At 50.3% G+C, this 22,234-nt stretch carries 20 protein-coding genes; 5 read left to right on the top strand and 15 right to left on the bottom strand.

The annotated features are described in order from the left end of the window. Positions 1-4 precede the first annotated feature (4 nt). The 3 genes from QYE77_RS03335 to QYE77_RS03325 are packed head-to-tail and all read right to left on the bottom strand — an operon-like array spanning position 5 to position 3,049. Positions 5-1,909 (bottom strand): TIGR03960 family B12-binding radical SAM protein, encoded by a 1,905-nt coding sequence (locus QYE77_RS03335; RefSeq protein ID WP_315623939.1) that lies wholly within the window; start codon positions 1,907-1,909, stop codon positions 5-7. 40 nt (positions 1,910-1,949) lie between these two features. Next, positions 1,950-2,741, bottom strand: a complete 792-nt coding sequence (locus QYE77_RS03330; protein WP_315623938.1) for an SDR family oxidoreductase — start codon at positions 2,739-2,741, stop codon at positions 1,950-1,952. 26 nt (positions 2,742-2,767) lie between these two features. Continuing rightward, positions 2,768-3,049: a DUF503 domain-containing protein gene (locus QYE77_RS03325; protein ID WP_315623937.1), complete on the bottom strand. Its 282-nt coding sequence runs from the start codon at positions 3,047-3,049 to the stop codon at positions 2,768-2,770. 155 nt (positions 3,050-3,204) lie between these two features. On the opposite strand from QYE77_RS03325, the gene QYE77_RS03320 reads away from it, so the two are divergent. Both QYE77_RS03320 and lon read left to right on the top strand, forming a co-directional pair. Continuing rightward, the gene (locus QYE77_RS03320; RefSeq protein ID WP_315623936.1) at positions 3,205-4,572 is read left to right on the top strand and encodes a bifunctional folylpolyglutamate synthase/dihydrofolate synthase; all 1,368 of its coding nucleotides are present in this window, start codon (positions 3,205-3,207) and stop codon (positions 4,570-4,572) included. A gap of 44 nt (positions 4,573-4,616) precedes the next feature. Then, positions 4,617-7,148, top strand: a complete 2,532-nt coding sequence (lon, locus tag QYE77_RS03315; protein ID WP_315623935.1) for an endopeptidase La — start codon at positions 4,617-4,619, stop codon at positions 7,146-7,148. Between the two features lie 3 nt (positions 7,149-7,151). Here lon and QYE77_RS03310 read toward each other — a convergent pair whose 3' ends face one another. The 9 genes from QYE77_RS03310 to QYE77_RS03270 form a co-directional block, all read right to left on the bottom strand. Continuing rightward, positions 7,152-7,628: an ATP synthase F0 subunit B gene (locus tag QYE77_RS03310; protein ID WP_315623934.1), complete on the bottom strand. Its 477-nt coding sequence runs from the start codon at positions 7,626-7,628 to the stop codon at positions 7,152-7,154. Between the two features lie 63 nt (positions 7,629-7,691). Beyond that, positions 7,692-8,222: a pantetheine-phosphate adenylyltransferase gene (coaD, locus tag QYE77_RS03305; protein WP_315623933.1), complete on the bottom strand. Its 531-nt coding sequence runs from the start codon at positions 8,220-8,222 to the stop codon at positions 7,692-7,694. Positions 8,223-8,239: 17 nt separating this feature from the next. Further along, positions 8,240-10,711 carry an ATP-dependent DNA helicase RecG gene (gene recG, locus QYE77_RS03300; protein ID WP_315623932.1) on the bottom strand — a complete coding sequence of 824 codons (2,472 nt, stop codon included), beginning with the start codon at positions 10,709-10,711 and terminating at the stop codon, positions 8,240-8,242. A 20-nt stretch (positions 10,712-10,731) separates the two neighbouring features. Then, entirely contained in the window at positions 10,732-11,595 is an 864-nt protein-coding gene (locus tag QYE77_RS03295; RefSeq protein WP_315623931.1) for a DegV family protein, read from the bottom strand. Between the two features lie 9 nt (positions 11,596-11,604). Beyond that, on the bottom strand, positions 11,605-13,296 hold the full coding sequence (locus QYE77_RS03290) for a DAK2 domain-containing protein (RefSeq protein ID WP_315623930.1): 1,692 nt from the start codon (positions 13,294-13,296) through the stop codon (positions 11,605-11,607). Between the two features lie 36 nt (positions 13,297-13,332). Then, entirely contained in the window at positions 13,333-13,689 is a 357-nt protein-coding gene (locus QYE77_RS03285) for an Asp23/Gls24 family envelope stress response protein (protein ID WP_315623929.1), read from the bottom strand. Then, positions 13,686-14,003 carry a hypothetical protein gene (locus tag QYE77_RS15425; RefSeq protein ID WP_462476622.1) on the bottom strand — a complete coding sequence of 106 codons (318 nt, stop codon included), beginning with the start codon at positions 14,001-14,003 and terminating at the stop codon, positions 13,686-13,688. The genes QYE77_RS03285 and QYE77_RS15425 overlap by 4 nt, the downstream gene beginning before the upstream one ends. A gap of 35 nt (positions 14,004-14,038) precedes the next feature. Next, on the bottom strand, positions 14,039-14,701 hold the full coding sequence (gene rpe / locus QYE77_RS03275; protein WP_315623927.1) for a ribulose-phosphate 3-epimerase: 663 nt from the start codon (positions 14,699-14,701) through the stop codon (positions 14,039-14,041). A gap of 6 nt (positions 14,702-14,707) precedes the next feature. Beyond that, positions 14,708-15,769: a protein kinase domain-containing protein gene (locus QYE77_RS03270; RefSeq protein WP_315623926.1), complete on the bottom strand. Its 1,062-nt coding sequence runs from the start codon at positions 15,767-15,769 to the stop codon at positions 14,708-14,710. Positions 15,770-15,880: 111 nt separating this feature from the next. On the opposite strand from QYE77_RS03270, the gene cax reads away from it, so the two are divergent. The 3 genes from cax to QYE77_RS03255 are packed head-to-tail and all read left to right on the top strand — an operon-like array spanning position 15,881 to position 17,828. After that, complete coding sequence (gene cax, locus QYE77_RS03265; RefSeq protein ID WP_315623925.1) at positions 15,881-16,969, top strand: calcium/proton exchanger; 1,089 nt, start codon at positions 15,881-15,883, stop codon at positions 16,967-16,969. Between the two features lie 16 nt (positions 16,970-16,985). Continuing rightward, complete coding sequence (locus QYE77_RS03260) at positions 16,986-17,465, top strand: SH3 domain-containing protein (RefSeq protein WP_315623924.1); 480 nt, start codon at positions 16,986-16,988, stop codon at positions 17,463-17,465. A gap of 21 nt (positions 17,466-17,486) precedes the next feature. After that, positions 17,487-17,828, top strand: coding sequence for a gamma-butyrobetaine hydroxylase family protein (locus tag QYE77_RS03255; protein ID WP_315623923.1), 342 nt, complete (start codon positions 17,487-17,489; stop codon positions 17,826-17,828). Positions 17,829-17,841: 13 nt separating this feature from the next. Here the strand turns inward: QYE77_RS03255 and glnA are convergent, their stop codons facing one another. The 3 genes from glnA to purB form a co-directional block, all read right to left on the bottom strand. Continuing rightward, positions 17,842-19,260, bottom strand: a complete 1,419-nt coding sequence (gene glnA / locus QYE77_RS03250; RefSeq protein WP_315623922.1) for a type I glutamate--ammonia ligase — start codon at positions 19,258-19,260, stop codon at positions 17,842-17,844. A 61-nt stretch (positions 19,261-19,321) separates the two neighbouring features. Next, on the bottom strand, positions 19,322-20,542 hold the full coding sequence (locus QYE77_RS03245; protein ID WP_315623921.1) for a DUF362 domain-containing protein: 1,221 nt from the start codon (positions 20,540-20,542) through the stop codon (positions 19,322-19,324). Between the two features lie 166 nt (positions 20,543-20,708). After that, complete coding sequence (gene purB, locus QYE77_RS03240; RefSeq protein ID WP_315623920.1) at positions 20,709-22,106, bottom strand: adenylosuccinate lyase; 1,398 nt, start codon at positions 22,104-22,106, stop codon at positions 20,709-20,711. Positions 22,107-22,234 lie beyond the last annotated feature (128 nt).

Genomic DNA, 22,234 nt, shown 5'->3' with positions numbered 1-22,234 from the left:
TTTTCTAAACCCGTGCATGCACGGGAACTTCGGGGCATTTCCAGTGCTGTCCTGGATATTTACGACGCAATTCTTTATAGGTAGGTAGAATACCGCAAGCATAGCACTGCCGCCGACAGTCGAGACGGAGGACACCTTGCAGGCTATTTAAGTATTCCTGCTGAAGGTAGGCCTTGCGTACACCAGGGCTGATGTGATCCCATGGGAAAACTTCATCCAGGGAGCGTTGACGATGGGTATAAAAGGCAGGATCTAAATTGGCCATTTGAAAGGCCGTCATCCATTTTTCGTAATCAAAATGATCATGCCAGGCATCGAATTTTGCCCCCAAACGCCAGGCATTATAAATGACTTCGGCCAAGCGGCGGTCTCCACGGGAGAGCCAGGCTTCTAAGAGTGTTTCACGAGGGTCAGTCCAGTTGATTTTTATTCCGGTTCCCTTCAAGGCATCGAGAAGGGTATGCTGCTTGGTCTTAATTTGCTCGGGGGTGTCGCAAGGCAGCCATTGGAAGGGGGTGTGGGGTTTGGGGACGAATGTGCTAACCCCGAGATGTAGCGAAGCGCGATGTCCGATAATGCGGCGTCCCTCGGCTAAAACTTGCCGACTTACTTCGGCAATGGCTTTTACATCCTCGAGAGTTTCGGTCGGGTGTCCGATCATGAAGTAGAGTTTGATCTTCGACCATCCGTGCTGAAAGATAGTACGAGCCGTTTCAAGCAATTGACCGGTTTCGATGGGCTTATTAATAACTGCCCGCATGCGATCCGTAGCGGCCTCTGGCGCCAGAGTGAAACTACTGCTTTGACGCTTGCCCTTTAGGCGCTCCATTAGTTCGACCGAGACGGTTTCAATGCGCAACGAGGGCAGGGAGACGACCAGGTGCTGACGAGTAGCTTCCTGACTAACGCGTTCAACCAAATGGGTGATCTGACTGTAGTCTGAGGAGGATAGCGAAAGCAAGGCTACTTCCTCATAACCGGTGTTTTTTAGTGCTATTTGGATCGCGGTGAGGATTTCATCCACACTGCGCTCGCGAACCGGGCGGGTAACCATTCCGGCATGGCAGAACCGACATCCTCTGGTACAGCCGCGCATAATTTCAATGGCAATCCGATTGTGAACGACATCTATTGAAGGAACGATGGGCCGTGTGGGTGGTGGAGGCAAGCGGCCCAGGATGCGCTTGTGGATTACAGGGGGCGCGGCTTCGGTTAGGCGTTCCATCAGGCGTAGGGTGCCATCAGTGTGGTAGTGAGGGCGGTAAAATCGGGGAATATATACGCCCGGGATCTTAAGCAGCGCGTAGAGAAGGTCGTCGCGTGAGCCAGAACGAGACTTCCACTCGCGGTAGGTATCCAGTATCTCGTGGATGATGTCTTCCCCTTCCCCAATGACGAAGGCATCTATGAAAGGCGACATGGGCTCGGGGTTGAAGGTGGCGTGCCCGCCTGCAATGATTAAAGGGTGCTGCTCATTTCGCTCGGTGGAAAATAGGGGGATACCGGCCAAGTCAAGCAGATTCAGCACATTGGTGTAGAGGGTCTCATAAGGCAGCGTAATTCCAAGGATGTCGAATTGGTTTAGGGGATGCTTTGTTTCTAGCCCGTACAGCGGGATTCCGGCATCGCGCATCAGCGCTTCCATATCTACCCAGGGCAAGTAGACGCGTTCGGCCAAGGCATTTGGGCGCTGATTGATGGTTTCATATAGGATCGTCAGAGCCAGATTGGGCACACCGATCTCATAGATATCCGGGAAGGCCAGCGCCACCTTGATCGGGATGGAATCCCAGTCCTTCACAATTTGGTTAAGTTCCCCACCCACGTAACGTCCGGGCTTTTGTACCCGCATCAGGTTGCGTTCTAGCCAGGCTTCAATCATCGCGGGGTCTGTAACACTAATCTTCATGGTAACTACCTCTAAAAACGAATAGTGGTTGAACGGGGGCTTAAAGAAGCCCTTTGTACATTCCACCATCAACTTGCAACATAACGCCAGTTACATAAGACGCTGCTGGGGAAACTAAAAATGCTGCCACGCGGGCAAATTCTTCGGGTTTTCCCATCCGACCTAACGGGCTTTCGCGCGCCTGCTTTTGGATTTCTTCCTCGATCGTCGTACCGTTCATTTCAGCACGATTGCGCATCAGTTCAATGACCCGTTCGGTTTCGGTCCATCCGGGCAGGATAGAATTGAACCGAATACCTTTGTGACCCAATTCCAATGCCAAGGATTTCGTTAATCCGACTGTAGCGGCGCGGATGCTGTTTGAGAGAATGAGATTAGGGATGGGTTGTTTGACGGCATAAGAGGTCACTGTAAGAACTGCAGGAGTGGTTGATTTTTCCAAATAGGGTAGTGCTGCCCGAATTAGGCGTACTTGGCTCATCAATGAAAGTTCTATTGCTGCATACCACTTATCGTCATCTAGGCTCGCAAAAGAACCAGGTGGGGGGCCTCCGGCATTTGCGATGACAATATCCAACTGGCCATAGGTCGAAATCACTTCCTGTACGAGGGTTTGAGCCGTTTCTGGAGCAGTGATGTCCCCGGGTATGGCCAGGACCGTATGCCCGGTTTGTTCTTGGATTGAGGCAACTGCCTTTTGTAAGGCTTCGGCATTGCGGCTGTTGATAGCCACACGGGCGCCCTCCTGGGAGAGCACCAATGCGGTGGCATATCCGAGCCCACGACTGGCTCCAGTGACCAAAGCCACTTTATTGTGTAAACCAAGATCCATGATGAATCCTCCGTGGTGAAGATTGCTTAAAGGCATTCGATATGATGTTCAAGGATATCCATATCCGGCCAATTAACGGCAGTGAAGTTTACCACTTTTTGTAACACCGAGTGCGCATGGGCGGTATCATTACTGACCAACGCACAAGCGATGACCGCCTCCTGCCATGTATCATGACAATCAACCTCGGCGGCGGAAATATTGAATTCGCGGTGTAGCCGATGCAGAAGGGGTTTGAGCCGGCTGCGCTTTTCTTTGAGGGAAAGACAGGTAGGCAGATGTAAATGCATCGTTAAAACACCAATCATAGTTGCACCCTCACAAGAGGTTCTGCCATAACTCTAATCTATCTCTGAATTGACGTCAATAATTTGACCCGGATATGGAGAAAACCTTGCTTACTCTTCCTCTCTCCATTACAATCCCCCTGCATTGAGTATCAGATTGTGGATAGGATTATCTTATGTCTCCATTCACTTACCAACAAGCCCTAGATTATCTCTATAGTTTTGTGGATTACAGCCTGACCCGGCAGTTGCGGTATTCACCAGAGAAATTTGACCTGGGGCGAATGAAGGCGTTTTTGGAACTGTTGGGCAATCCCCATTTGAAGTATCCTACAGTTCATGTGGCAGGGACAAAGGGTAAAGGTTCTACCGCTGCCATGATCGCCAGCATCCTCCAGGCCGCAGGTTATAAGGTCGGTTTTTACAGTTCTCCGCATTTGGAGGATTTTGTTGAGCGGATCCAAATCAACCAAGTACCCTTAAGTCATGAAACGCTAGCGGAACTTGTGGATGAAGTGCGTCCATTTGTGGCTCAAATTGAGCGTTTGACCACTTTTGAGATCACGACCGCGGTTGCCTTTTTAGCCTTTCTCCGTGCTAAGGTTGATGTGGCTGTGATCGAGGTTGGCTTAGGGGGGCGGCTAGATGCCACCAATTTAGTGCAACCTGAGGTGTCGGTTATCACGTCAATTTCATATGATCACACGAAGGTTCTGGGAGAATCGCTGGGACAAATAGCCCGTGAGAAGGCTGGTATTATCAAACCTCATACCCCGGTGGTGGTTGCGCCACAGCGTCAGGAGGCTTTGGCAGTTATCCGGGAAGTCGCAAAAGAGCGATCGGCGCCAATAATACAAGTAGGAGATGATTATCGTTACCGCCTGGCCGTTCATTCCTTAGACGGGCAGGCTTTTTGGGTCTGGAAGGCAGCTGACCAACCCAAGGTGGATGAATGGATTGAAAATGGCGCTGAGCATGATGAGCCGCTCCGTTTTGAAATGCCGTTGTTGGGTGCCCACCAAGTGGATAATGCGGCCATGGCGTTTGCGGTGGCCGATATTCTGCGTTCAAAGGGTTGGGAGATAGGCGATGCGGCTATCGCCAAAGGATTTCAGCACGTTAAATGGCCGGGACGGTTTGAGGTGCTTTGCCGCGAGCCCTATTTGGTCGTGGATTCAGCGCATAACCAAGATTCGGCGCTTAAACTGAGAATGGCGTTAGAGGATTATTTTCCAGGCAAGAAGGTTGTATTAATCTTTGGGGCATCTGAAGATAAGGATATTGAAGGGATCTTACGAGAATTGTTGCCGAAAGTAAAAGGCGTCATTGCTACTCAGTCGTTTCATCCCCGCGCGATAGCCCCCGAAGTCTTAGTACAAATGGTACACCGTTTCGGTTATCCAGCGCGGGTGGTCGTTCCGGTTGAGGAGGCATTATCGTTAGCCATGAACCAAGTGGGTGATGACTCTCTGGTATTGGCGACGGGAAGCCTATTTATCGCTGCGGCAGTGCGGCAGACCTGGCGGGAGCACTTTCGGGTATAATACCCTGTCCGAAAATTCTTTAATGTTCTGAGCAGATAAGGCATATGAAGAAAAATCATTGGTTTCAAGACGACGAAGACGAGGATTTCAGCACCATTCTGCACCAGCGGACGGAAGAACTTTATCAAATTCCCGATGCAAAACCGGACCGCAAAGGTCTTATTGAGTGCAATGTGCTGATCTTGCGCGATATTGTCATTTTTCCACGCATGGTCTCGCCCATCTTTATTGCACCAGGACCGAACCTGTTGGCTGTGCAAGAGGCTCAATATAATTACGAGACCATGATCGCCTTGGTTTTGAAGGATGTGGAGAAAGAAACTTTCGATCTGGAGGATTTACTGCCCATTGGTGTTGAGGTGGCCGTTGGGCGGTTATTGACCATGCCCGATGGCAACTCTTCGGCATTAGTGCAAGGGCGCCGCCGGGTTGAGGTGGTTGAATTTGTACAAGAGGCGCCGTATTTACGTGTGCGGGCACGTCCAATAGAGGAAAGCGTGGAGGTAGACCGGCAGGTAGAAGCACTCATGCGCACCACGCGTGACCTCTTTGAAAAATGTGTTCAATTGGACCGCAGTTTACCTGAAGAAGCCCATCTCTTCTCGTTAAATATCCACGAGCCAGGTTGGTTGGCAGATATGGTCGCCACAGCCATCTCGCTGCCATTCCCGGAACGACGCTCGTTGCTGGTGCAGACGGATCCGGTTGAGCGCCTTAAGCGGGTGAATTGGCTCTTAGCCCAGGAATTGGATGTTTTACAGTTAGAGGATGAGATCCAGACACGTGTGCAAAGTGAGGTTGATCGCACCCAGCGTGAATTCTACCTGCGGGAGCAGATGAAGGCGATTCAGACCGAATTGGGTGAAGGGGATGTCTTTACCCGTGAGATCAATGAACTGCGTGAACGGGTGGAAAAGAAAGCCATGCCTGAGGAGGCCAAGACTCAGGCGTTAAAAGAAGTAGAACGTCTGGCTCAGATGCCTCCGATGTCCCCTGAAGTGAGCATTATCCGCACCTATCTGGACTGGCTGTTGGAGTTACCCTGGACAGAAGAAACCGAAGATAACCTGGATGTCAATCATGTCGCCGAGGTGTTGGAAAAGAATCACTACGGTCTAGGCAAAGCCAAAGATCGCATCCTGGAATATATTGCCGTACGAAGTTTAAAGCCCAAGCGTTTACGCCAGCCGATTTTGTGCTTTGTGGGTGCGCCAGGTACAGGTAAGACCTCTTTAGGCCGTTCTATTGCCGAGGCTCTTGGTCGTAAGTTCGTTCGTGTGTCATTAGGTGGGGTGCGGGATGAAGCCGAAATTCGTGGTCATCGCCGCACTTACATCGGTGCACTGCCCGGGCGTATTATTCAAACCATGCGTCGCGCGGGAACGATTAACCCTCTGTTTATGCTGGATGAAATTGATAAATTGGGGGCCGATTTCCGTGGAGATCCGGCCGCCGCGTTATTAGAGGTATTGGATCCGGAGCAGAATTTTGCCTTCTCGGATCATTATTTGGAAGTACCTTATGACCTCTCCAAGGTAATGTTTATTACTACCGCCAATACACTGGCGACCATTCCTCCGGCGCTATTAGATCGTATGGAAATCATTGAGTTTCCGGGTTACATTGAAGAAGAAAAGGTAGAAATTGCCAAGCGTTTTCTCATTCCGCGCCAACTGGACGAGAGCGGTCTGGAAGCAGGTGAGGTTGACTTCCAGGAAAAAGCATTACGCAAAATTATCCGAGAGTACACCTATGAGGCCGGCGTACGTAATTTGGAACGTGAAATCGGGCAGATTTGTCGTAAAATTGCCCGATTGAAGTCCCAAAGGCGTTCATACCCACATCGCATTACCCCGCGCCTGGTTGAAACGTATTTAGGACCGCCTCAATTTTTTATGACCGAAGCCGAGAAAGAGGATGAGGTCGGCGTAGCAACGGCAATTGCTTGGACCGAAAATGGTGGTGAGATTATGCCGGTTGAGGTGCTCATTTTGGAGGGGAAAGGCAATCTCCAAATCACCGGCCAGGTCGGGGAGATTATGCAGGAATCGGCGCAAGCGGCACTCTCTTATGCCAAATCCCGTGCACGTGACTTCAACCTCGACCCCGACATCTTTGAACGCCTGGATGTGCACATTCATATTCCCGAGGGGGCAGTGCCTAAAGATGGTCCGAGTGCCGGGGTGACGATCGCTACCGCCTTGATTTCTGCCTTTACGGACCGGGGGGTGGCCAAAGATATCGGGATGACCGGTGAAATAACCCTGCGCGGACGCATCTTACCGGTGGGAGGAATCCGTGAGAAAGTTCTGGCAGCCCATCGCGCAGGATTAAAGAAAGTGCTCTTACCGGAACGCAACCTCAAAGATTTGGTGGATATTCCCAAAAAGGTTCGCTCGGATCTGGAAATTATCCCCGTTACTCACATGGATCAGGTGATTGAGATTGCGTTACGGCCCCCAGACCGCAGTCACAGCCGGCGCAAGTCAGTGGTCAGGTTGGTTTCACAGGAATTGGCGCGCGAAAAACGGCGCGAGCGTGAAGAGGAAAGGCAAGCCGAAAGCGAAGAAGGATAAGTATTATTGATTGGATGAGTTAGGAGGAGAGGGGTAACGTTCACTTTGCAAGGTGCGGATACCGTTGCGCACCTGGTTAAGCACACGTTCCAATTCTGCCTCAAGGCGGGTGAGTGTTTCGAGGACATACTCATCCGCCTCGCGGCGGGTTACATCGGCTTCTAAACGGGCCTGATTGATGATTTGCTCCGCGCGCGCTTGGGCGGCCTGGGTGATGGCATCGCGTTCGACGAGGGATTCGGCCTTCTCACGTGCTAACTGCACAATGCGGTTGGCTTCCTCTTGGGCTTGGGCCAGAATGCGGTCGCGCTGGGCAAGCAATTGCTGGGCTTTGCGAATTTCCTCCGGAATGGTAGCCCGCATTTGATCAATAATATCAATCAGGCGATCTTCATCTACCAACACGCTGTGGGTAAACCAGACCTGACGGCTTTGGTTGAAAAGTTCTTCCAGGCGATCCACCAGATGCAAGATGTCCATATCCTCCTCCTTACTCTTCCCTACCCCGATGCAATTTTCAGGCCAGTTTTTGGCTCATTGTTTCTAATCGCGTAGCGAATCGATGATTACGGGTTGATTTCCGGTTTTGTGAAAATTAGCACTGAATTTGGACCGCAGTGCTTCGGCAACGTGCGCGGGCACCATGGTAGAAACATCTCCGCCTAAAGAAGCAATTTCACGAACGGTTGAAGATGAAAGAAAAGAATGTTCCTCGCTGGTGATCAGCGCAATAACCTCAATCTCGCGGTCAAGGCGATGATTGGCCAACGCCATGCGGAATTCGTGCTCAAAATCCGAAAAAACGCGTAATCCACGCACGATGACCTGAGCGTTAACCTGACGGCAGAATTTGACCGTTAAGCCACTGTAACCGGTGACCTTAATTTTTGCTTCGCCATCGAACGCCTGCCGCACCAGCGCAATTCGTTCTTCTGGGCTGAAGAGGGCATTTTTGAGCGGGCGGTCATATACGGCTACAATTACCTCGTCGAACAGGCGAGCGGCTCGCTGGGCAATGTCAATGTGACCGTAATGAATGGGATCAAATGTGCCGGGGAAGACTGCGCGAACCATTTTCTCTTCTCCTGAAACTAACTGATATCTCCCCGGCCACCCTGCCAGAATCGCTCAAAGTTAAGCCGCAAGGGTTGATGCTCTGGGAGGGATAAATCAGGGTCTTGTTCAAATAGCGACTGGGCTAAGTGGCGGGCTTTTTCGATGAGGTGCACGTTGGCCAAGTTGGCCATACGTAGTTCCGAATAGCCTGCCTGGCGTGTGCCCAAAAACTCACCCGGGCCACGCTGTTGGAGATCGCGCTCGGCTAGCAAAAAGCCGTCATTGGTTTCGACCATGGCCAAGAGGCGTTCATTTTCGATATCATCATTGGTCTCAGGGATGAGCAAACAGTAAGATTGGGCTTGCCCCCGACCAACACGCCCGCGGAATTGATGAAGTTGGGCTAATCCAAAACGATTGGCCCCTTCGATCAGCATGACGGTAGCATTTGGGATGTCCACTCCTACCTCGACAACGGACGTGGAGACTAAAATGTGGAATTCACCATTCCGGAATGCGCGCATGATGCGATCTTTTTCTGCTGGTGGTAAACGCCCATGCAAAAGCCCAAGGCGAAGATCGGGGAAAATCTCGCGCTGCAACCGTTCATATTCCTCAACTGCCGCCTTGGCCTCATCATTATTATTGTTTTGACCTTTTTCGATCAAAGGATAGATAATAAAGGCTTGATGGCCTTTCTTTATCTCTGCCCGGATAAGGGCATAGGCGCGTTCGCGTTCCAGAGGAGAAAGCAGGTGGGTTTCTACGGGTTGTCGCCCGCGGGGCATTTCGTCCATGACTGAGAGATCCAGGTCGCCGTAAATCGTCAAGGCCAGCGAACGCGGAATGGGGGTGGCCGTCATGACTAACAGGTGAGGGTTATTCCCTTTGAGACGCAATGCCGCACGTTGTTCCACGCCAAAGCGGTGTTGCTCGTCAATAATGACAAGTTCCAGATCGGCAAATACGACCGGGTCTTCAATCAACGCATGAGTGCCAATGACCAATTTCACTGAGCCGTCAGCAAGCCCGGCTCGAATGGCTTCTTTCTCGTTCTCAGAGGTATCGCCCACGAGTAAGCGAATGGCATCCGGGGCAAGCAGGGGATTCTCGGGGTTTGAAAGTAATCGGGAGAGATTGCGGTAGTGCTGTTCGGCCAGTATGCTGGTAGGGGCCATAAAGGCGGCTTGTGCTCCGTGATAAGTCACCAGGGCAATAGCCAGCGCAGCGACGATAGTTTTTCCAGAGCCAACATCCCCCTGGAGCAAACGATTCATTGGGCGGCCTGAACGCAGGTCATCACGAATTTCAGCCAACACACGCCGCTGGGCACTGGTGAGTTCAAACGGTAGGTTGAAAATGAGGCTTTCAAGCCACGAATCGGGAACCTCGAAGATAGTTGCTGTGTTGGCTTGCCAGGCGCGCTTTTGCTGTAGCACACCTAGTTGGAGCAGGAACAACTCGTCAAACGCCAGGCGGTCCTGAGCGGCTTTCAGGTCTTCATGGCTTTCGGGGAAATGGATATTTAGTAGGGCGCGTGGCAGGGGCATTAACTCCCCAGCCTGGCGCACCCACTCGGGAAGGTAATCCTGAATACGCGGTGCCCAGAAAGAGACGGTTTGATACATGATCCGGCGCAGCATCTTCTGGGTTACTTTGGCCGTGAGGGAATACACCGGTACAATGCGATTGGTGTGGAGATGTTCCTGCTCCAGGGGCTCCCATTCGGGGCTGTTCATCACCAATCGTCCCAGATACATATCCACTTTACCGGAGAGAACAATCTGCATACCCGGTGTAATGGATTTTGCTAACCAGGGTTGGTTAAACCAGTTCACCCGTAATGCGGCTGTGCCGTCACTGACGATAACCTCGGTCAGGTTGAGCCGACCTCCGCGCGTATCTCGGTTGTTGACGCTTTGCACGGTGCCAATGACGGTTACCTCTTCGCCGTAGCGCAGGCGATTAATGGGCTTGAGGCGGCTATAATCGTCATAACGACGAGGAAAGTAATAGAGAAGATCTTCTAAAGTCTCCAAACCCAGCTGGCGCAGGGTTTGGGCATAGCGTGGCCCGATTCCCGGCAACACCGTGAGAGGGGCTTTAAGTCCGTGGGCTGGGAGGGTGTCAGCGGGCAGGGTATATCCACGTGATCTCGAGCGGGAGGAACTTTTACTCTTCTCGCGCTGGGTCTGGGAGGGAGAAGAAATTCCTGCGGGCTGGACCTGGGGTGAGGCTGTCGCAGTGGTTTCGGAGGCGGTTAGATTGTTAATTTTTATGAGGAGGGTCTGCAAACATTCAGCCCGTTCCGGGACGGAGTAGGATGCATAGCCTTCCAAACAATGGATAACATCCTGGATAAAATCTTCGGGCACCCCATCTTCGCGTGCTTCTTGCTGCCAGACCGGGAGGATTTTATCCAGGCCACCTAAAACTGCCCGGTTGTCATAGCCACGCTCGGCCTCTAACCTGATAAATTTTTGGAGTTTCTGTAATGCGGGTAGCATGTTTTTATTTTACCCTAATCTTAGGGTTCAAAAGCCTCGACGGCAATCAGGCATACGAACCGTGGACCGAAAAGTGTCATCATAGGAAGATTGGCTTTGTGCTCGGTAAACGCAGTACTGGGAAACGTTTCGCCAACGTATTGACGCAATAGATAAGATTCGCTCAGCGGTGCATTGCCGGTTTGAACCAGAGCCACGTGGGTGAGATCTTCAAACTCACTTAGAAATTCGATAAAAAACTCAACGGCGTGGCGATAGTTGCGCACTTTTTCGATGGGCACCAAGTGATCTTCTTCAAGAGTGAAAACCTGAATCAGATTTAGCATTTCTCCTGCAATAGCCTGAGGATAGGAGATTAACCCGTTATAAGCCAAATAGGAAAAGGCGGGAGTACACAGCAAGGTATAGATTTTTGGTATGTTTCGGCGCACCAGAGTCTCAATTTGGTCAAACGCGAGACCCTGAGAAATATATTGGGCTGTGGCTTGGACTAGCAAACCCAATCCTGCTGAAATGGTTTGGGCGTTAATGACAGCGATTCGGGAGGTGCCGTGAAGGATTTCGGCTGCTTGTAGCGCATTCTCATACGTTGGACTTAATTGGGCCGAATGGGTGATGACCAACAGGTGCGAAAAGCGTTGATGTAAAAGGAGATAGTGTTGATAAAATTCTTCCACCGACGGTGGACTGAGGTGAGGGGCTTTTTCCGGTTCCCACCCAATCAGGGTATGGGGAAGATCGAGCGATTTATTTTCGCGGCATTCTCCAAGGGGGGCGCCCTGGAATGTAAGTGAAAAGTCAATCAAGATAATTTGATCTTGCCCGGGAAACTTGGGCTGAGGAAAATGGGCGGTAGTGTCGGTGAGGATGCCGATGGATGCCATAAAGATGATTCACTCGATAGAAAGGATCAATTGATAATGGGGTTGTCCCCCTTCATGAATCTCGATCTCATGGCGGGGGTAGATCTCGCGGATTTTATCTGCAATTTTGTTGACTTCGGCTTTGGAGATATTTTGACCGTAGAAGATGGTAATCCGCTCACGGTCTTGTGCGTTGGCTTTTTCGAGCAACGTCAAACAAGCATCCATGATGTTGGGCGAGGAGCAGATTAGGTTGCCATTCAGTAGCGCAATGACCTCACCTTGGGAAACCTTGACTCCATTGATTTCAACCGAACGGGTAGCAGTGGTGATTTCCCCGGTTTCGACGTCATGAAGTGCGGCTTCCATCTCGCTCACGACGGTATCAAATTCGCCGTTGGGGTCATACCGTAATAAGGCGCTCAACCCCTGGGGTACGGATTTAGAAGGGATTACCGCGACCTTTTTGACCGTCATACTGGCGGCGTTTTTGGCGGCTAAAATGATGTTTTTGTTATTGGGGAGAATAATAATTTTATCGGTGGGCAGGTTTTCGAAGGCACGCAGGATCTCTTCGGTGCTGGGATTCATGGTTTGTCCGCCCTCCACAATTGCGGCCACACCAAGGCTGGCAAAAATGCGGCTTAATCCGGCACCCGGGGATACGGTTACAACGGCAATTTGCCCCGGCTCAATTTTTGCCAGGTTGAGGCGGGTACCGGAGCCCTGTTCCTGTTTGCGTTCTTCGATTTGAGCGAGCAGGTTTTCGATGGAGACTTTGGTGATGGTGCCAAGTCCCATGACATAATCTATCGGGCGGTAGCGATTCTCGGTTGGGACATGGATGTGCATACGATACATTCCATCGCCTTCACCCACTTGAATGGAGGTACCCATTTCTGCAAGGTCAGAGTAAAACTTTTCTAAATCTAAGGGGGCAGTGGGGCGAAAGTCAACCACAACTTCGTAATCTTGCCCAGGCTCTATTTCTTCCATTGTCTCATCCATTTTCATCGCAGAAAGGGGTTGCACCACTGTGGTCAATGGTGTATCGAGTGATAAACCTTTTACGAACCGCAGCATTCCCTCAAGAATGAAGAATAAGCCCTTACCCCCTGCATCAACAACACCTGCCTGTTTGAGGATGGGCAGCAAATCCGGGGTCTTTTGCACCGAGCGGTCCGCTGCCTCGACAAGGGCTTCTAGCATTTCGACGTGAAGATCTTTTCCCTCAAAACTTTCGGCAGCCTGGGCAATATCTTTGATCACAGTCAGAATAGTGCCTTCCACCGGGCGAACGACCCCTTTATATGCGGTGTTGCGTGCTTCCGCCAGGGCTTTAACCAGAAGAGGGGCATCCATTACCTCAAAGTTATCCAATGCGCGGGCAAATCCGCGCCAGATTTGGGAGAGGATCACACCCGAGTTACCTCGTGCTCCAAGCAGAGCCCCCTGGGCGATGGCGTGAGCAATTTTGCCAATATTATGTTCACCCGAGGTGGCGATTTCGTTATAGGCCGCCTGCAATGTAAGGACCATATTGGTTCCAGTATCACCATCAGGCACCGGGAAAACATTCAGGGCGTTTACCGTCTGTTGGTTGTTGCGCAGCCAGGTTAATCCTGCTTCGAGGAGGGCTTTAAGCCCTTGTCCGTCCAGGGTGGGTGATTCTAGTAACTTGCGTCCGTCCGGAATGGGAGAAAAGTGAATCTCATTGCCCATGTGTTTACAACCTTACCTCTACCTTAGGATAGGAATTCAATCGGTATTGCTCACACGCAAACCGCGAATGTGCACATTGACTTCTTTGACGGGTAACCCGGTGCTCTTTTCGATCTGATAACGCACGTTATCGGCTACACTGGAAGCAACGGTTTGAATGCGTGTGCCATATTCGACAATGATATAGAGATCAATGACCACCGAATCATCCGTGAAATGGACATCCACACCATGCGTAGGTTCTTTAACCAAGACCTGCGCGATCCCTTCGGCAAGATTCTTGGGGGCCAGGCCGACCACCCCATAAGACTCAAGTGCAGCATGATAAGCAATGGTCGCAATTGCTTTTGGTGAAAGATAGATGTTACCATATGGATTGGCCGACTGCTTCATTTCTGCCCACCCTTCCTTTTTATCAGTTTAACCGAATAGGTTGAAATTCGATGCGGAGTGTGATAAAATTCGCCATTGCTGATTACTTCTGGATGCGGAAAGGATTGACAACCATGGCAAAGTGTGAACACTGTGGTAAAACGACGACCTTTGGCCACCGGCGTTCCTTCTCTATGCGCGCCACCAATCGCGCTTTTAAGCCCAACTTGCAGCGTGTTACGCTGTTTATCAATGGGCGCAAGGTGCGTAAGACGTTGTGCACTAAGTGCATCAAATCCCTGGCCAAAACTTCGTAGTTGTTTCTCTCTCATCATCTCTCGAACAAAAATTGCGGCGTCAGCCGCATTTTTTATTTTACTGCAGTACGTAACGATTTTACCCCCGCTTGAATACCCTGGGGGTGATTAAAGATGGCTGTGGCTGCGACAAAAATGCGCGCGCCTGCCTGATAGGCTATGGGAAGTGTCGCCGCGTTTATGCCTCCATCCACCTGGATTAGGGCTGAACTGGGGTGCCGCTCGAGCATGGCTTTTATTTCTGAGATCTTTGGGACACTCTCGGCCAAGAAAGATTGACCAGAGTAACCCGGGTTGACTGTCATAACCAGGATGAAATCTACTACTGGAAGAAGAGCACTGATTGCATAAGCGGGAGTGCCAGGGTTAAGCACGATGCCCGCTTTAGCCCCAAGGCTCCGAATCGTTTGCAGGGTGCGGTGGATATTGGGGTTGCCTTCGACATGGACACTGACATAATTTGCACCGGCGCGAATAAAGGCCTCTACATAGCGCTCTGGTTTTTCAATCATCAGGTGCACATCTAAGGGAAGAGAGGAAATACGGCGGCATGTTTCAACGATGAAAGGTCCCATGGTGATATTAGGGACAAAGTGACCGTCCATAACGTCAATATGCAACCAATCCACCCCGGCGGCTTCAGCTTGAGCAATTTCATCGGCCAGGTGAGCAAAATCAGCAGAAAGGATAGAGGCGGAGAGAATAATGTCGTCCATAATACCTTAGCGGGGAGGGTTAAAGGTGAGCCATATCCACAGCCAGAATGGAATCAGTCCGCCGACGGCAATAACAGCCAACAAACCCAGCAGGATTGTAATCCAGTCAATGTTTTGCGTATCATCGGTGTTTTGAACAGGAGGCGCTTCGCTTAGGGCATAAGCGGGAGATACCGTTTGGGATTCGGGAGGGGGTTGCGTTATTTCAGTATTTTGAATTTTTTGTAGCCAGTCTTCCAAAACAAGCGCCAATTGCTGAGCAGTGCGATAGCGCCGCGCGGGCTCTTTTTCCAGAAGTTTGAGCACTATCGTTTCGAGTGAGGATGGAATGCTGGGGTTCAAAGTACGCGGAGGACGAGGGGGGGCTTCACGATGTAATCGCGCTAGTTCGACTGGGTCACTGGCATAAAAGGGAGGTTGGCCAGTGAGCAATTCATAGAGCACAACCCCAAGCGAATATACATCGGAGGCGGGAGTAGGAGGGTGACCGGCGGCCTGTTCGGGTGAGAAGTAGAGTGGGGAACCCCAAACCACATCGGCGCTCTCGTGGGGTTGAATTGAAGCAATAGCCCGCGCGATGCCAAAATCAGTCACCTTAAGCGTTCCATCTGGGGTGACCAACATATTGTGGGGTTTTACATCACAATGAATGACGCCCATACGATGAGCGTAACCGATACCTCTGGCGGCTTGAATCACCAGCTGAACGGCTTGATCGAAAGGTAGAGGGCCTTGGTCTTTGAGAATACTCTTTAGATCCGTGCCCGGTACATATTCCATCACCAAATAAAGGGCGGCTGTGTTTTCGTCATAGCCGAAGTCGTACACCGTAACAATGTTGGGATGGGAGAGGTTAGCGGCGGCGCGGGCTTCATTTTGGAAGCGTTCGCGGAAACCTGCCTCACGAGAAAAAGGCTCACGAAGGACTTTTACTGCTACCCGCCGATCAAGCGTTTTATCGTGCGCCAAATAGACTAAAGCCATTCCGCCGCTTCCGATCACGCGCAGAAGGCGATAGCGTCCACCTAATGTCGGCAAGGTTTGAACGTTAGAGCCTACTCCGTCCATTCAGAGCCGATTATATCATACCCCGCACGGTATAAGTTTCAGCCTGCGTTTCGGGTCATACCGTGGTAAATTATATGGGATTGCGGAAATCTGGGAGTGGGAGATCAAACGGTGGCAGTAAAAATAGGTGTTTTACTCAAAGATCCAATGAAATGGTTGCTGATAGCAGCGCTTCTAGCCATTCTGGCAAAGATCCAGGGATGGGGGGATTATTGGGTGTTTGGACTGTCGGCGCTTGGACTCATTCCCTTAGCTGGGTTAATCGGTGAAGCCACTGAAGCCCTGGCCAGTCATACTGGTCCCAGAATCGGAGGATTACTGAATGCCACACTTGGCAATGCGGCTGAATTGATCATTACTCTGGTGGCTGTTCGAGCGGGGTTGCTGGAATTGGTCAAGGCCTCGATTACCGGCTCTATCCTGGGCAATCTGCTGTTTGTGATGGGCTTTTCCATGTTGGTAGGGGGTTTAAGACATGGGGTGCAGAAATTTGATCGTCGTCAGGCGTCTAATTATGCCATTCTATTGCTGATATCCGTTGTAGCATTATTGATACCTTCGCTATTCAGCCACTCCATTGGACCAGAGAATAGCCCAAGCGTAGAAGCGCTTAGTTTAGGGGTAGCAGGAATAATGATTATTCTATATGCTGCCGGGTTGATTTATAGTTTGCGGGGGGCGAGAAATCCGGTCGCAATAAGTGGGACACAAATGGAGATGGTGGTGCCGCATTGGGGGGTAAGGACAGCAGTAGGGGTCTTGGCTGTTGCAACGTTTGGCGTAGTGATTTTGAGCGAACTCTTGGTCGGGGTGGTGGAACATGTGGTGGCTTCACTGGGGGTTTCTGAGTTCTTTTTAGGGATAATCCTTATTCCGGTCATTGGAAATGTGGCTGAGCACCTGGTTGCAGTTAATGTTGCGGCACAAAATCGGATGGAATTGAGCCTTGAGATTGCGGTGTCTTCGAGTCTTCAAATCGCTTTGTTTGTTGCGCCATTGTTAGTGTTTGTCAGCCTCATCATGGGTAATCCACTAACACTGATCTTCAATCCCTTTGAACTCATTGCGCTTACAGCCACGATTTTCATGGCTGCTCTGGTGGCAATGGATGGCGAATCAAACTGGTTGGAGGGCGCGGCGTTACTTGCGGTTTATTTGATTTTGGGGTTGGCGTTTTTCTTGCTACCCACAAGCGGTTAGGGAGGTGGCAAAAGCTATGTCGAAACCTTCTCTAGGTGTCTTAATCGCCGCTGGCATAGGTTTGGGGGGATTGGGGTTTGTGATATTGCTAGTTTTAATGATATTGCTCCATACTGGCTCTGCCCCGGCTATCGAAGTTACCGCTGTTTATACGGTCATTCCTGCTCCCACCTCGACTTCGTTACCGGATGCATTCCAAGCACCTACGGCGACGTCAACCATAGACCCACTTCTAAATCCAACCGGAATTCGATTGGGAGGGTATGTTCAGGTTTATGGGACTGGGGGTGAAGGACTGCGGTTGCGCATGAAACCAGGTACAAGTTCAGCCGTGATGTTTTTAGCCATGGAGGAAGAGGTGTTCCAGGTTTTGGACGGCCCGGTGCCGGCAGACGGTTATGTGTGGTGGTATTTGCAGGCCCCTTATGATAAAAATCGAAGCGGATGGGCGGCAGCAGATTTCTTAAAAATTGTGGAATTGACTCCACAACCATAATCTAACCGTGGAGAATTGATCATGTCCTATTATCCAGTCTCAATTTCTGCGAATAAAAGCGCGGGTTGGCTGAAAATCACTTGGGATGATGGCCATGTCAGCACATATCCTTTCAGTTTACTCCGAGCGGCATGCCCATGTGCCACATGCCGAGGAGGGCATGAATACATGCGGTCATCCCCTGACCCCGAGGTCTTTGATGTGATATTGCCCGATTCACCAGCCACACGCCTGAAAAACATTGAGCCGGTGGGGAACTACGCCATCACTATTGAATGGGAAGATGGACACCATTTTGGTATTTATCGTTGGGATTATCTCCGCGAACTATGTCCTTGTTCCGAATGTCGCGGAATGGTTTGATTCCGATGAGGGATTATAGGTTGTAGTAAAGTTCAATCTCATAAGGGTGAGGGCGTAGGCGAACCTGATTTTCCTCATCGAATTTTTTTCGAATCCAATCTTCGATTAGATCGATTGTAAATACCCCACCTTGAAGGAGAAATTCATGATCGGCTTGGAGAGCCTTGAGTGCTTCCCCTAACGAGGTGGGGAGGCTTTTGATCGTCTTGCGTTTCTCAGGTGACCAGGAGAAAATGTCCTCGTCAATAGGACCAAAATGATGCTCTGAAGGGTCTATATGATGATGAATGCCATCTATGCCGGCCATCAACATGGCGGCCATGGCCAGGTAGGGGTTACAGGTTGCGTCAGGCGGGCGAAATTCAAAACGGAAGGTCTCTGGTTCGGTTGCATATTTGGGAAGGCGTATAGCGGCGCTGCGATTGCCGCTGGAGAAGAAGCAGTTGACTGGAGCTTCAAACCCCGGGACTAAGCGACGGTAGGAGTTCGTTGTAGGATTGGTAAACGCCAATAATGCGGGGGCATGGTAAAGCAAACCGCCGATATAGAAGCGCGCCTCTTGACTGAGATGATCAGGGGCATTGGGATCATAAAAAACGTTTTTCCCATTCCGTTTCAAAAATTGGTGAAAATGCATGCCGTTCCCGGCTTCACCAAATAGCGGTTTAGGTAAGAAGGTTACAGATAATCCCTCGCGCCAGGCCGTCATTTTTGTGACATATTTTATGAGCAAGGTGGCATCAGCAGCAGATAGCAACCCCATTAGAGGGATTTCAATTTCACATTGACCGGGTCCTCCAACTTCATGGTGGTGGTATTTTACAGGTAATCCCAGTTCTTCAAGATGATTGACCATGCGGGCGCGGAGGTTGAAGAGTTGGTCATTAGGTGGAATGGCATGGTAACCCCTATGAAGGGCGATGTAATGCCCATGTCCTCCAGTACTGCTTTTCCACGCCGATTCGATGGACTCGACCCGATATGAGGACACATTGATAGCATTCTCGTATTCAACATTGCTGAAGATATAAAATTCAAATTCCGGACCCCAAACGGATTGATCGGCGATCCCAGTTTGTCGAAGGTAAGATTCGGCGCGTCGAGCAATTTCACGCGGATCGCGTGCAAAGGGTTCACGTGTATCTGCTTCATGAACATTGCAGATGAAACTCAACGTAGGCTGTTCCCAAAAGGGGTCCCGGAAACCCGTAGTCAAGTCTGGAATGAGGACCATGTCGCCCGCCCGCACATTTTTAAAACCAACACTAGAACCATCAAAACCAACTCCATGGGTGAGCAAATCGGGGGTGAATTCGCGCGCCGTAATAGTGACATGACGCCAGCCGCCCCATAAATCGCAGAACTTCAAATCTATTTGATGAATATGATGTTCGACAATGTAAGCCTGGGCTTCCGAAAAATTTTTGAACATCTTTGCTCCATGAGGTAAGATTTTCACAGCCTGTGGTTTCCACAGGCTGTGAAGTTTAAGGTCAATGCCGAGATTGCTGGCGCCGTCGGTGGCCCAGCACACCCAACAGCAATATCAATCCTCCCAAAGCCGCTGCAGCCTGAAGTACAGTTTTCGGCTCCATGCCTGGCATTACTACTTGGCCATCACCATAGGATTTAAAAAGTTTTCCCCATTTTGTCTGTAATGCTGCCTCAACGCGCTTGCGACCGATAAACGGATACCAATACACGTTGTGATAGAAGTTACTGGCAAAATAACTCCAAGGCACCAGAGGGCTTTGTAAAAGGATTTTCTCAAAAGGTTTGAGCGGGCCATGGTAGATCATTTTCTGTCCGCGGGAGGCAAATGTGTCTTCCTGGACAAAATTCCACGGAGGTTCCTGCTCGATATCGTAGCCTACAATTTCTATCTGGCGCGGGTTTCCAATGCCTAGATCAAGTTCATGGGCGATGCGGATGAAAGGAATGCTAAGGGGATCAAACCCCTGAAGTTTAGCCGAAACTGCATCAATAGCGACTTGGTCAGCAGAGGCAAGCAAAATATCTTTTTCGTGCCAGCGCATAGCCCGAGGACCAGGGCCATCACCGGCGAAGGTGCCATCCATAACCGCAAAAATGCCCGGATGGATTTCTTGCTGAATCATCAGTAAGTCAACAAGCGTCTCGTGAATGACGCTATGAGTCCAGTGACGATTGCGATGAAGAAGCCCGCCAAAAGCGTTCTTCATGGCTCCCGTGATGGTCGTAAATACATGGGTTTTTACTGTTGGAAGGTGAACAATGTTTATCCCAATAAGATCTTTAGGAATATAAACACCTTCTGGGTAGACTTTATCCAGAACCAAGTAGGGACGGGTGCGGGGCTGATAACGAATCCACTCAAATTGATCTTGATAAAGATAGAGACAAGGCACCTGATATTTATCGGTGATGTAGCGATGTTTGTTATTGTATTCACCCACCCTGGTATCTACGACCACTGTATCATTATGAACGCCCACCAAGTCTTGGTATCCCATGTTACGCAAGGCTAGGATCACTCCTTCTAATTGCCAGGGCGTTGTGGAGCAAGCGGGGTACCAGGTTTGCCAGGAAATATTGATTTTCAAGCCTGTTCTTATGCCATGGGGAAGGGCTAGTTCCACGCCAGCCATTCTCATCAGCCGTTCGATGTCTTCAAGTATGGTCTCAGGTTTGGTTTTAAGAACGGCGACTTTGCCCTTACCGGGAAACTGACTCACCGGAAGACCTCCCTAGAATGATTCTTTCAGTTTATGCCTAGCGGATATTAACCCACGAAGTCTTACATAAGCATTTTAGCCAAGCCCAGAAAGGGCGTCCAGTTGTTTTCGTCACCCTCGAGTTATGCGTTTATCACTCAACAGCACGGGAAAAATGAGCGGGGTTCTATGAGTTGATCAGTTGACGGATGCGCTGAGCTAATGCCAAGGCACGTTCAACACATGTTCCCAAATATTGTGTTGTGTTTTTGAAAATTTCCAATATTTCGTCGGTCGCGAGAAAGTTTAGCAGGATTTCATCCTGGCTGAGCGTTTGAGGGAGAGGATTGGGTTGACCTTGTTGCAAAGCTCTCCATGCCATTAGCGCATGCTGGCGTAAATGTTCATGCATGGCTTGACGATCGGCACCTTTTTTGACTAGATTAATAAGTACGCGCTCCATAGCCGCGAACGGTAGGTAATTGCTGAGGTTGCGACGTATGGCAGTCTCATCAACTTCTAGTCCTTTGAGAATTGTGAGTGTGGTCATCAGAAGTTCATCGGTCACTAGGAATGCCTCAGGAAGGATGAGGCGACGGTTGGCCGAATCGTCCAAGGTGCGTTCAAGGAGTGAGTGAGCAGCATTTTGCCAAGCAATTGAGGGGTAGGTGGCTAAAAGTCGGGCTAGGGAGTTGATGCGCTCAGCGCGAATCGGATTTCGTTTAAAAGGCATAGCCGATGAACCGACCTGGGTGGTGCCAAAGGGTTCACGCCATTCTCCGATCAAGGGGTTTTGAAGCAGACGCAGGTCAAAGGCAAACTTATAGAGAGTTGCTCCCAAACTGGCCAGCGCACTGAGGATGACAAAGTCCTGTTTTCGGGGGTAGGTTTGGCTGGTAATTGGATAAAAAGGTAAGTTTAGTTTATGGCTGAGAAGCGATTCAAAGCGTTCGAGATTTTCAGCACCAATAAGTTCGGCGTATGACGCCGCACTTCCCACAGCCCCTTTGAAACCTTTGCCTCGAATCTTGCCTTGCAGTTCGCTCAGGGTTTGGTAATCCTCGAGAAGATCTTGCGCATAAAGGGACAAACGGTAGCCAAGAGTGATGGGTTCCGCGGGCTGTAAATGCGTATAGCCGATGATGGGAAGATCGGCGTAGTGTTCAATTTTATCGGCGAATATGGCAAGTAAGGAGGAGAGTTTTTCAAGCAGTAACCCCAGCCCTTGGCGTAAACGCAAGGCTTCGGCGTTGTCCTCAATGTCCATTGACGTTGCGCCTAGGTGAAGCACTTTTCCACCCAATGAGCATTGCTCAGCGAAGGTTTTCAGTTCAGCCATGAGGTCATGTTGAATTTCGTGTTCAATTTCGAGGGCACGTTGCAGATCAATCGCATTTTGATGCTCACGCAGATCTTGTACCTGCTCCGGCGATATTAACCCAAATTCTGCTTCTGCTTCTGCCAAAGCGACCCAAATCCGACGCCATAGTTGACGTTTAGTATGCTCACTCCATAGCGTCCGCATTTCCGGGCTTCCGTAACGCCAAGAGAACGGGGATTGATATGATATTGGGGCAAGGTTCACGGTTAGGGCCCTCGGTAGAACGGAATTGAAAATCTAACTTTTGAAATTATAATTTATTAGAGAGGGTCGCTGAACAATTGTAAGGGGAATTGAGCGGGATAGATCGTTTGGATTTATTCGTGCATAGC

This window comes from Thermanaerothrix solaris (assembly GCF_032334255.1).
In the GTDB taxonomy this organism is placed as follows: domain Bacteria; phylum Chloroflexota; class Anaerolineae; order Anaerolineales; family Anaerolineaceae; genus Thermanaerothrix; species Thermanaerothrix solaris.
The sequence above is the reverse complement of the archived record's forward strand: the minus strand, read 5'-3'. Positions and strand labels throughout refer to the sequence as shown.

Excerpts from the sequence above, each read along its gene's own strand:
- QYE77_RS03335 (WP_315623939.1), bottom strand. The coding sequence starts at position 1,909 with ATGAAGATTAGTGTTACAGACCCCGCGATGATTGAAGCCTGGCTAGAA.
- QYE77_RS03330 (WP_315623938.1), bottom strand. The coding sequence starts at position 2,741 with ATGGATCTTGGTTTACACAATAAAGTGGCTTTGGTCACTGGAGCCAGT.
- QYE77_RS03325 (WP_315623937.1), bottom strand. The coding sequence starts at position 3,049 with ATGATTGGTGTTTTAACGATGCATTTACATCTGCCTACCTGTCTTTCC.
- QYE77_RS03320 (WP_315623936.1), top strand. The coding sequence starts at position 3,205 with ATGTCTCCATTCACTTACCAACAAGCCCTAGATTATCTCTATAGTTTT.
- lon (WP_315623935.1), top strand. The coding sequence starts at position 4,617 with ATGAAGAAAAATCATTGGTTTCAAGACGACGAAGACGAGGATTTCAGC.
- QYE77_RS03310 (WP_315623934.1), bottom strand. The coding sequence starts at position 7,628 with ATGGACATCTTGCATCTGGTGGATCGCCTGGAAGAACTTTTCAACCAA.
- coaD (WP_315623933.1), bottom strand. The coding sequence starts at position 8,222 with ATGGTTCGCGCAGTCTTCCCCGGCACATTTGATCCCATTCATTACGGT.
- recG (WP_315623932.1), bottom strand. The coding sequence starts at position 10,711 with ATGCTACCCGCATTACAGAAACTCCAAAAATTTATCAGGTTAGAGGCC.
- QYE77_RS03295 (WP_315623931.1), bottom strand. The coding sequence starts at position 11,595 with ATGGCATCCATCGGCATCCTCACCGACACTACCGCCCATTTTCCTCAG.
- QYE77_RS03290 (WP_315623930.1), bottom strand. The coding sequence starts at position 13,296 with ATGGGCAATGAGATTCACTTTTCTCCCATTCCGGACGGACGCAAGTTA.
- QYE77_RS03285 (WP_315623929.1), bottom strand. The coding sequence starts at position 13,689 with ATGAAGCAGTCGGCCAATCCATATGGTAACATCTATCTTTCACCAAAA.
- QYE77_RS15425 (WP_462476622.1), bottom strand. The coding sequence starts at position 14,003 with ATGATGAGAGAGAAACAACTACGAAGTTTTGGCCAGGGATTTGATGCA.
- rpe (WP_315623927.1), bottom strand. The coding sequence starts at position 14,701 with ATGGACGACATTATTCTCTCCGCCTCTATCCTTTCTGCTGATTTTGCT.
- QYE77_RS03270 (WP_315623926.1), bottom strand. The coding sequence starts at position 15,769 with ATGGACGGAGTAGGCTCTAACGTTCAAACCTTGCCGACATTAGGTGGA.
- QYE77_RS03260 (WP_315623924.1), top strand. The coding sequence starts at position 16,986 with ATGTCGAAACCTTCTCTAGGTGTCTTAATCGCCGCTGGCATAGGTTTG.
- QYE77_RS03255 (WP_315623923.1), top strand. The coding sequence starts at position 17,487 with ATGTCCTATTATCCAGTCTCAATTTCTGCGAATAAAAGCGCGGGTTGG.
- glnA (WP_315623922.1), bottom strand. The coding sequence starts at position 19,260 with ATGTTCAAAAATTTTTCGGAAGCCCAGGCTTACATTGTCGAACATCAT.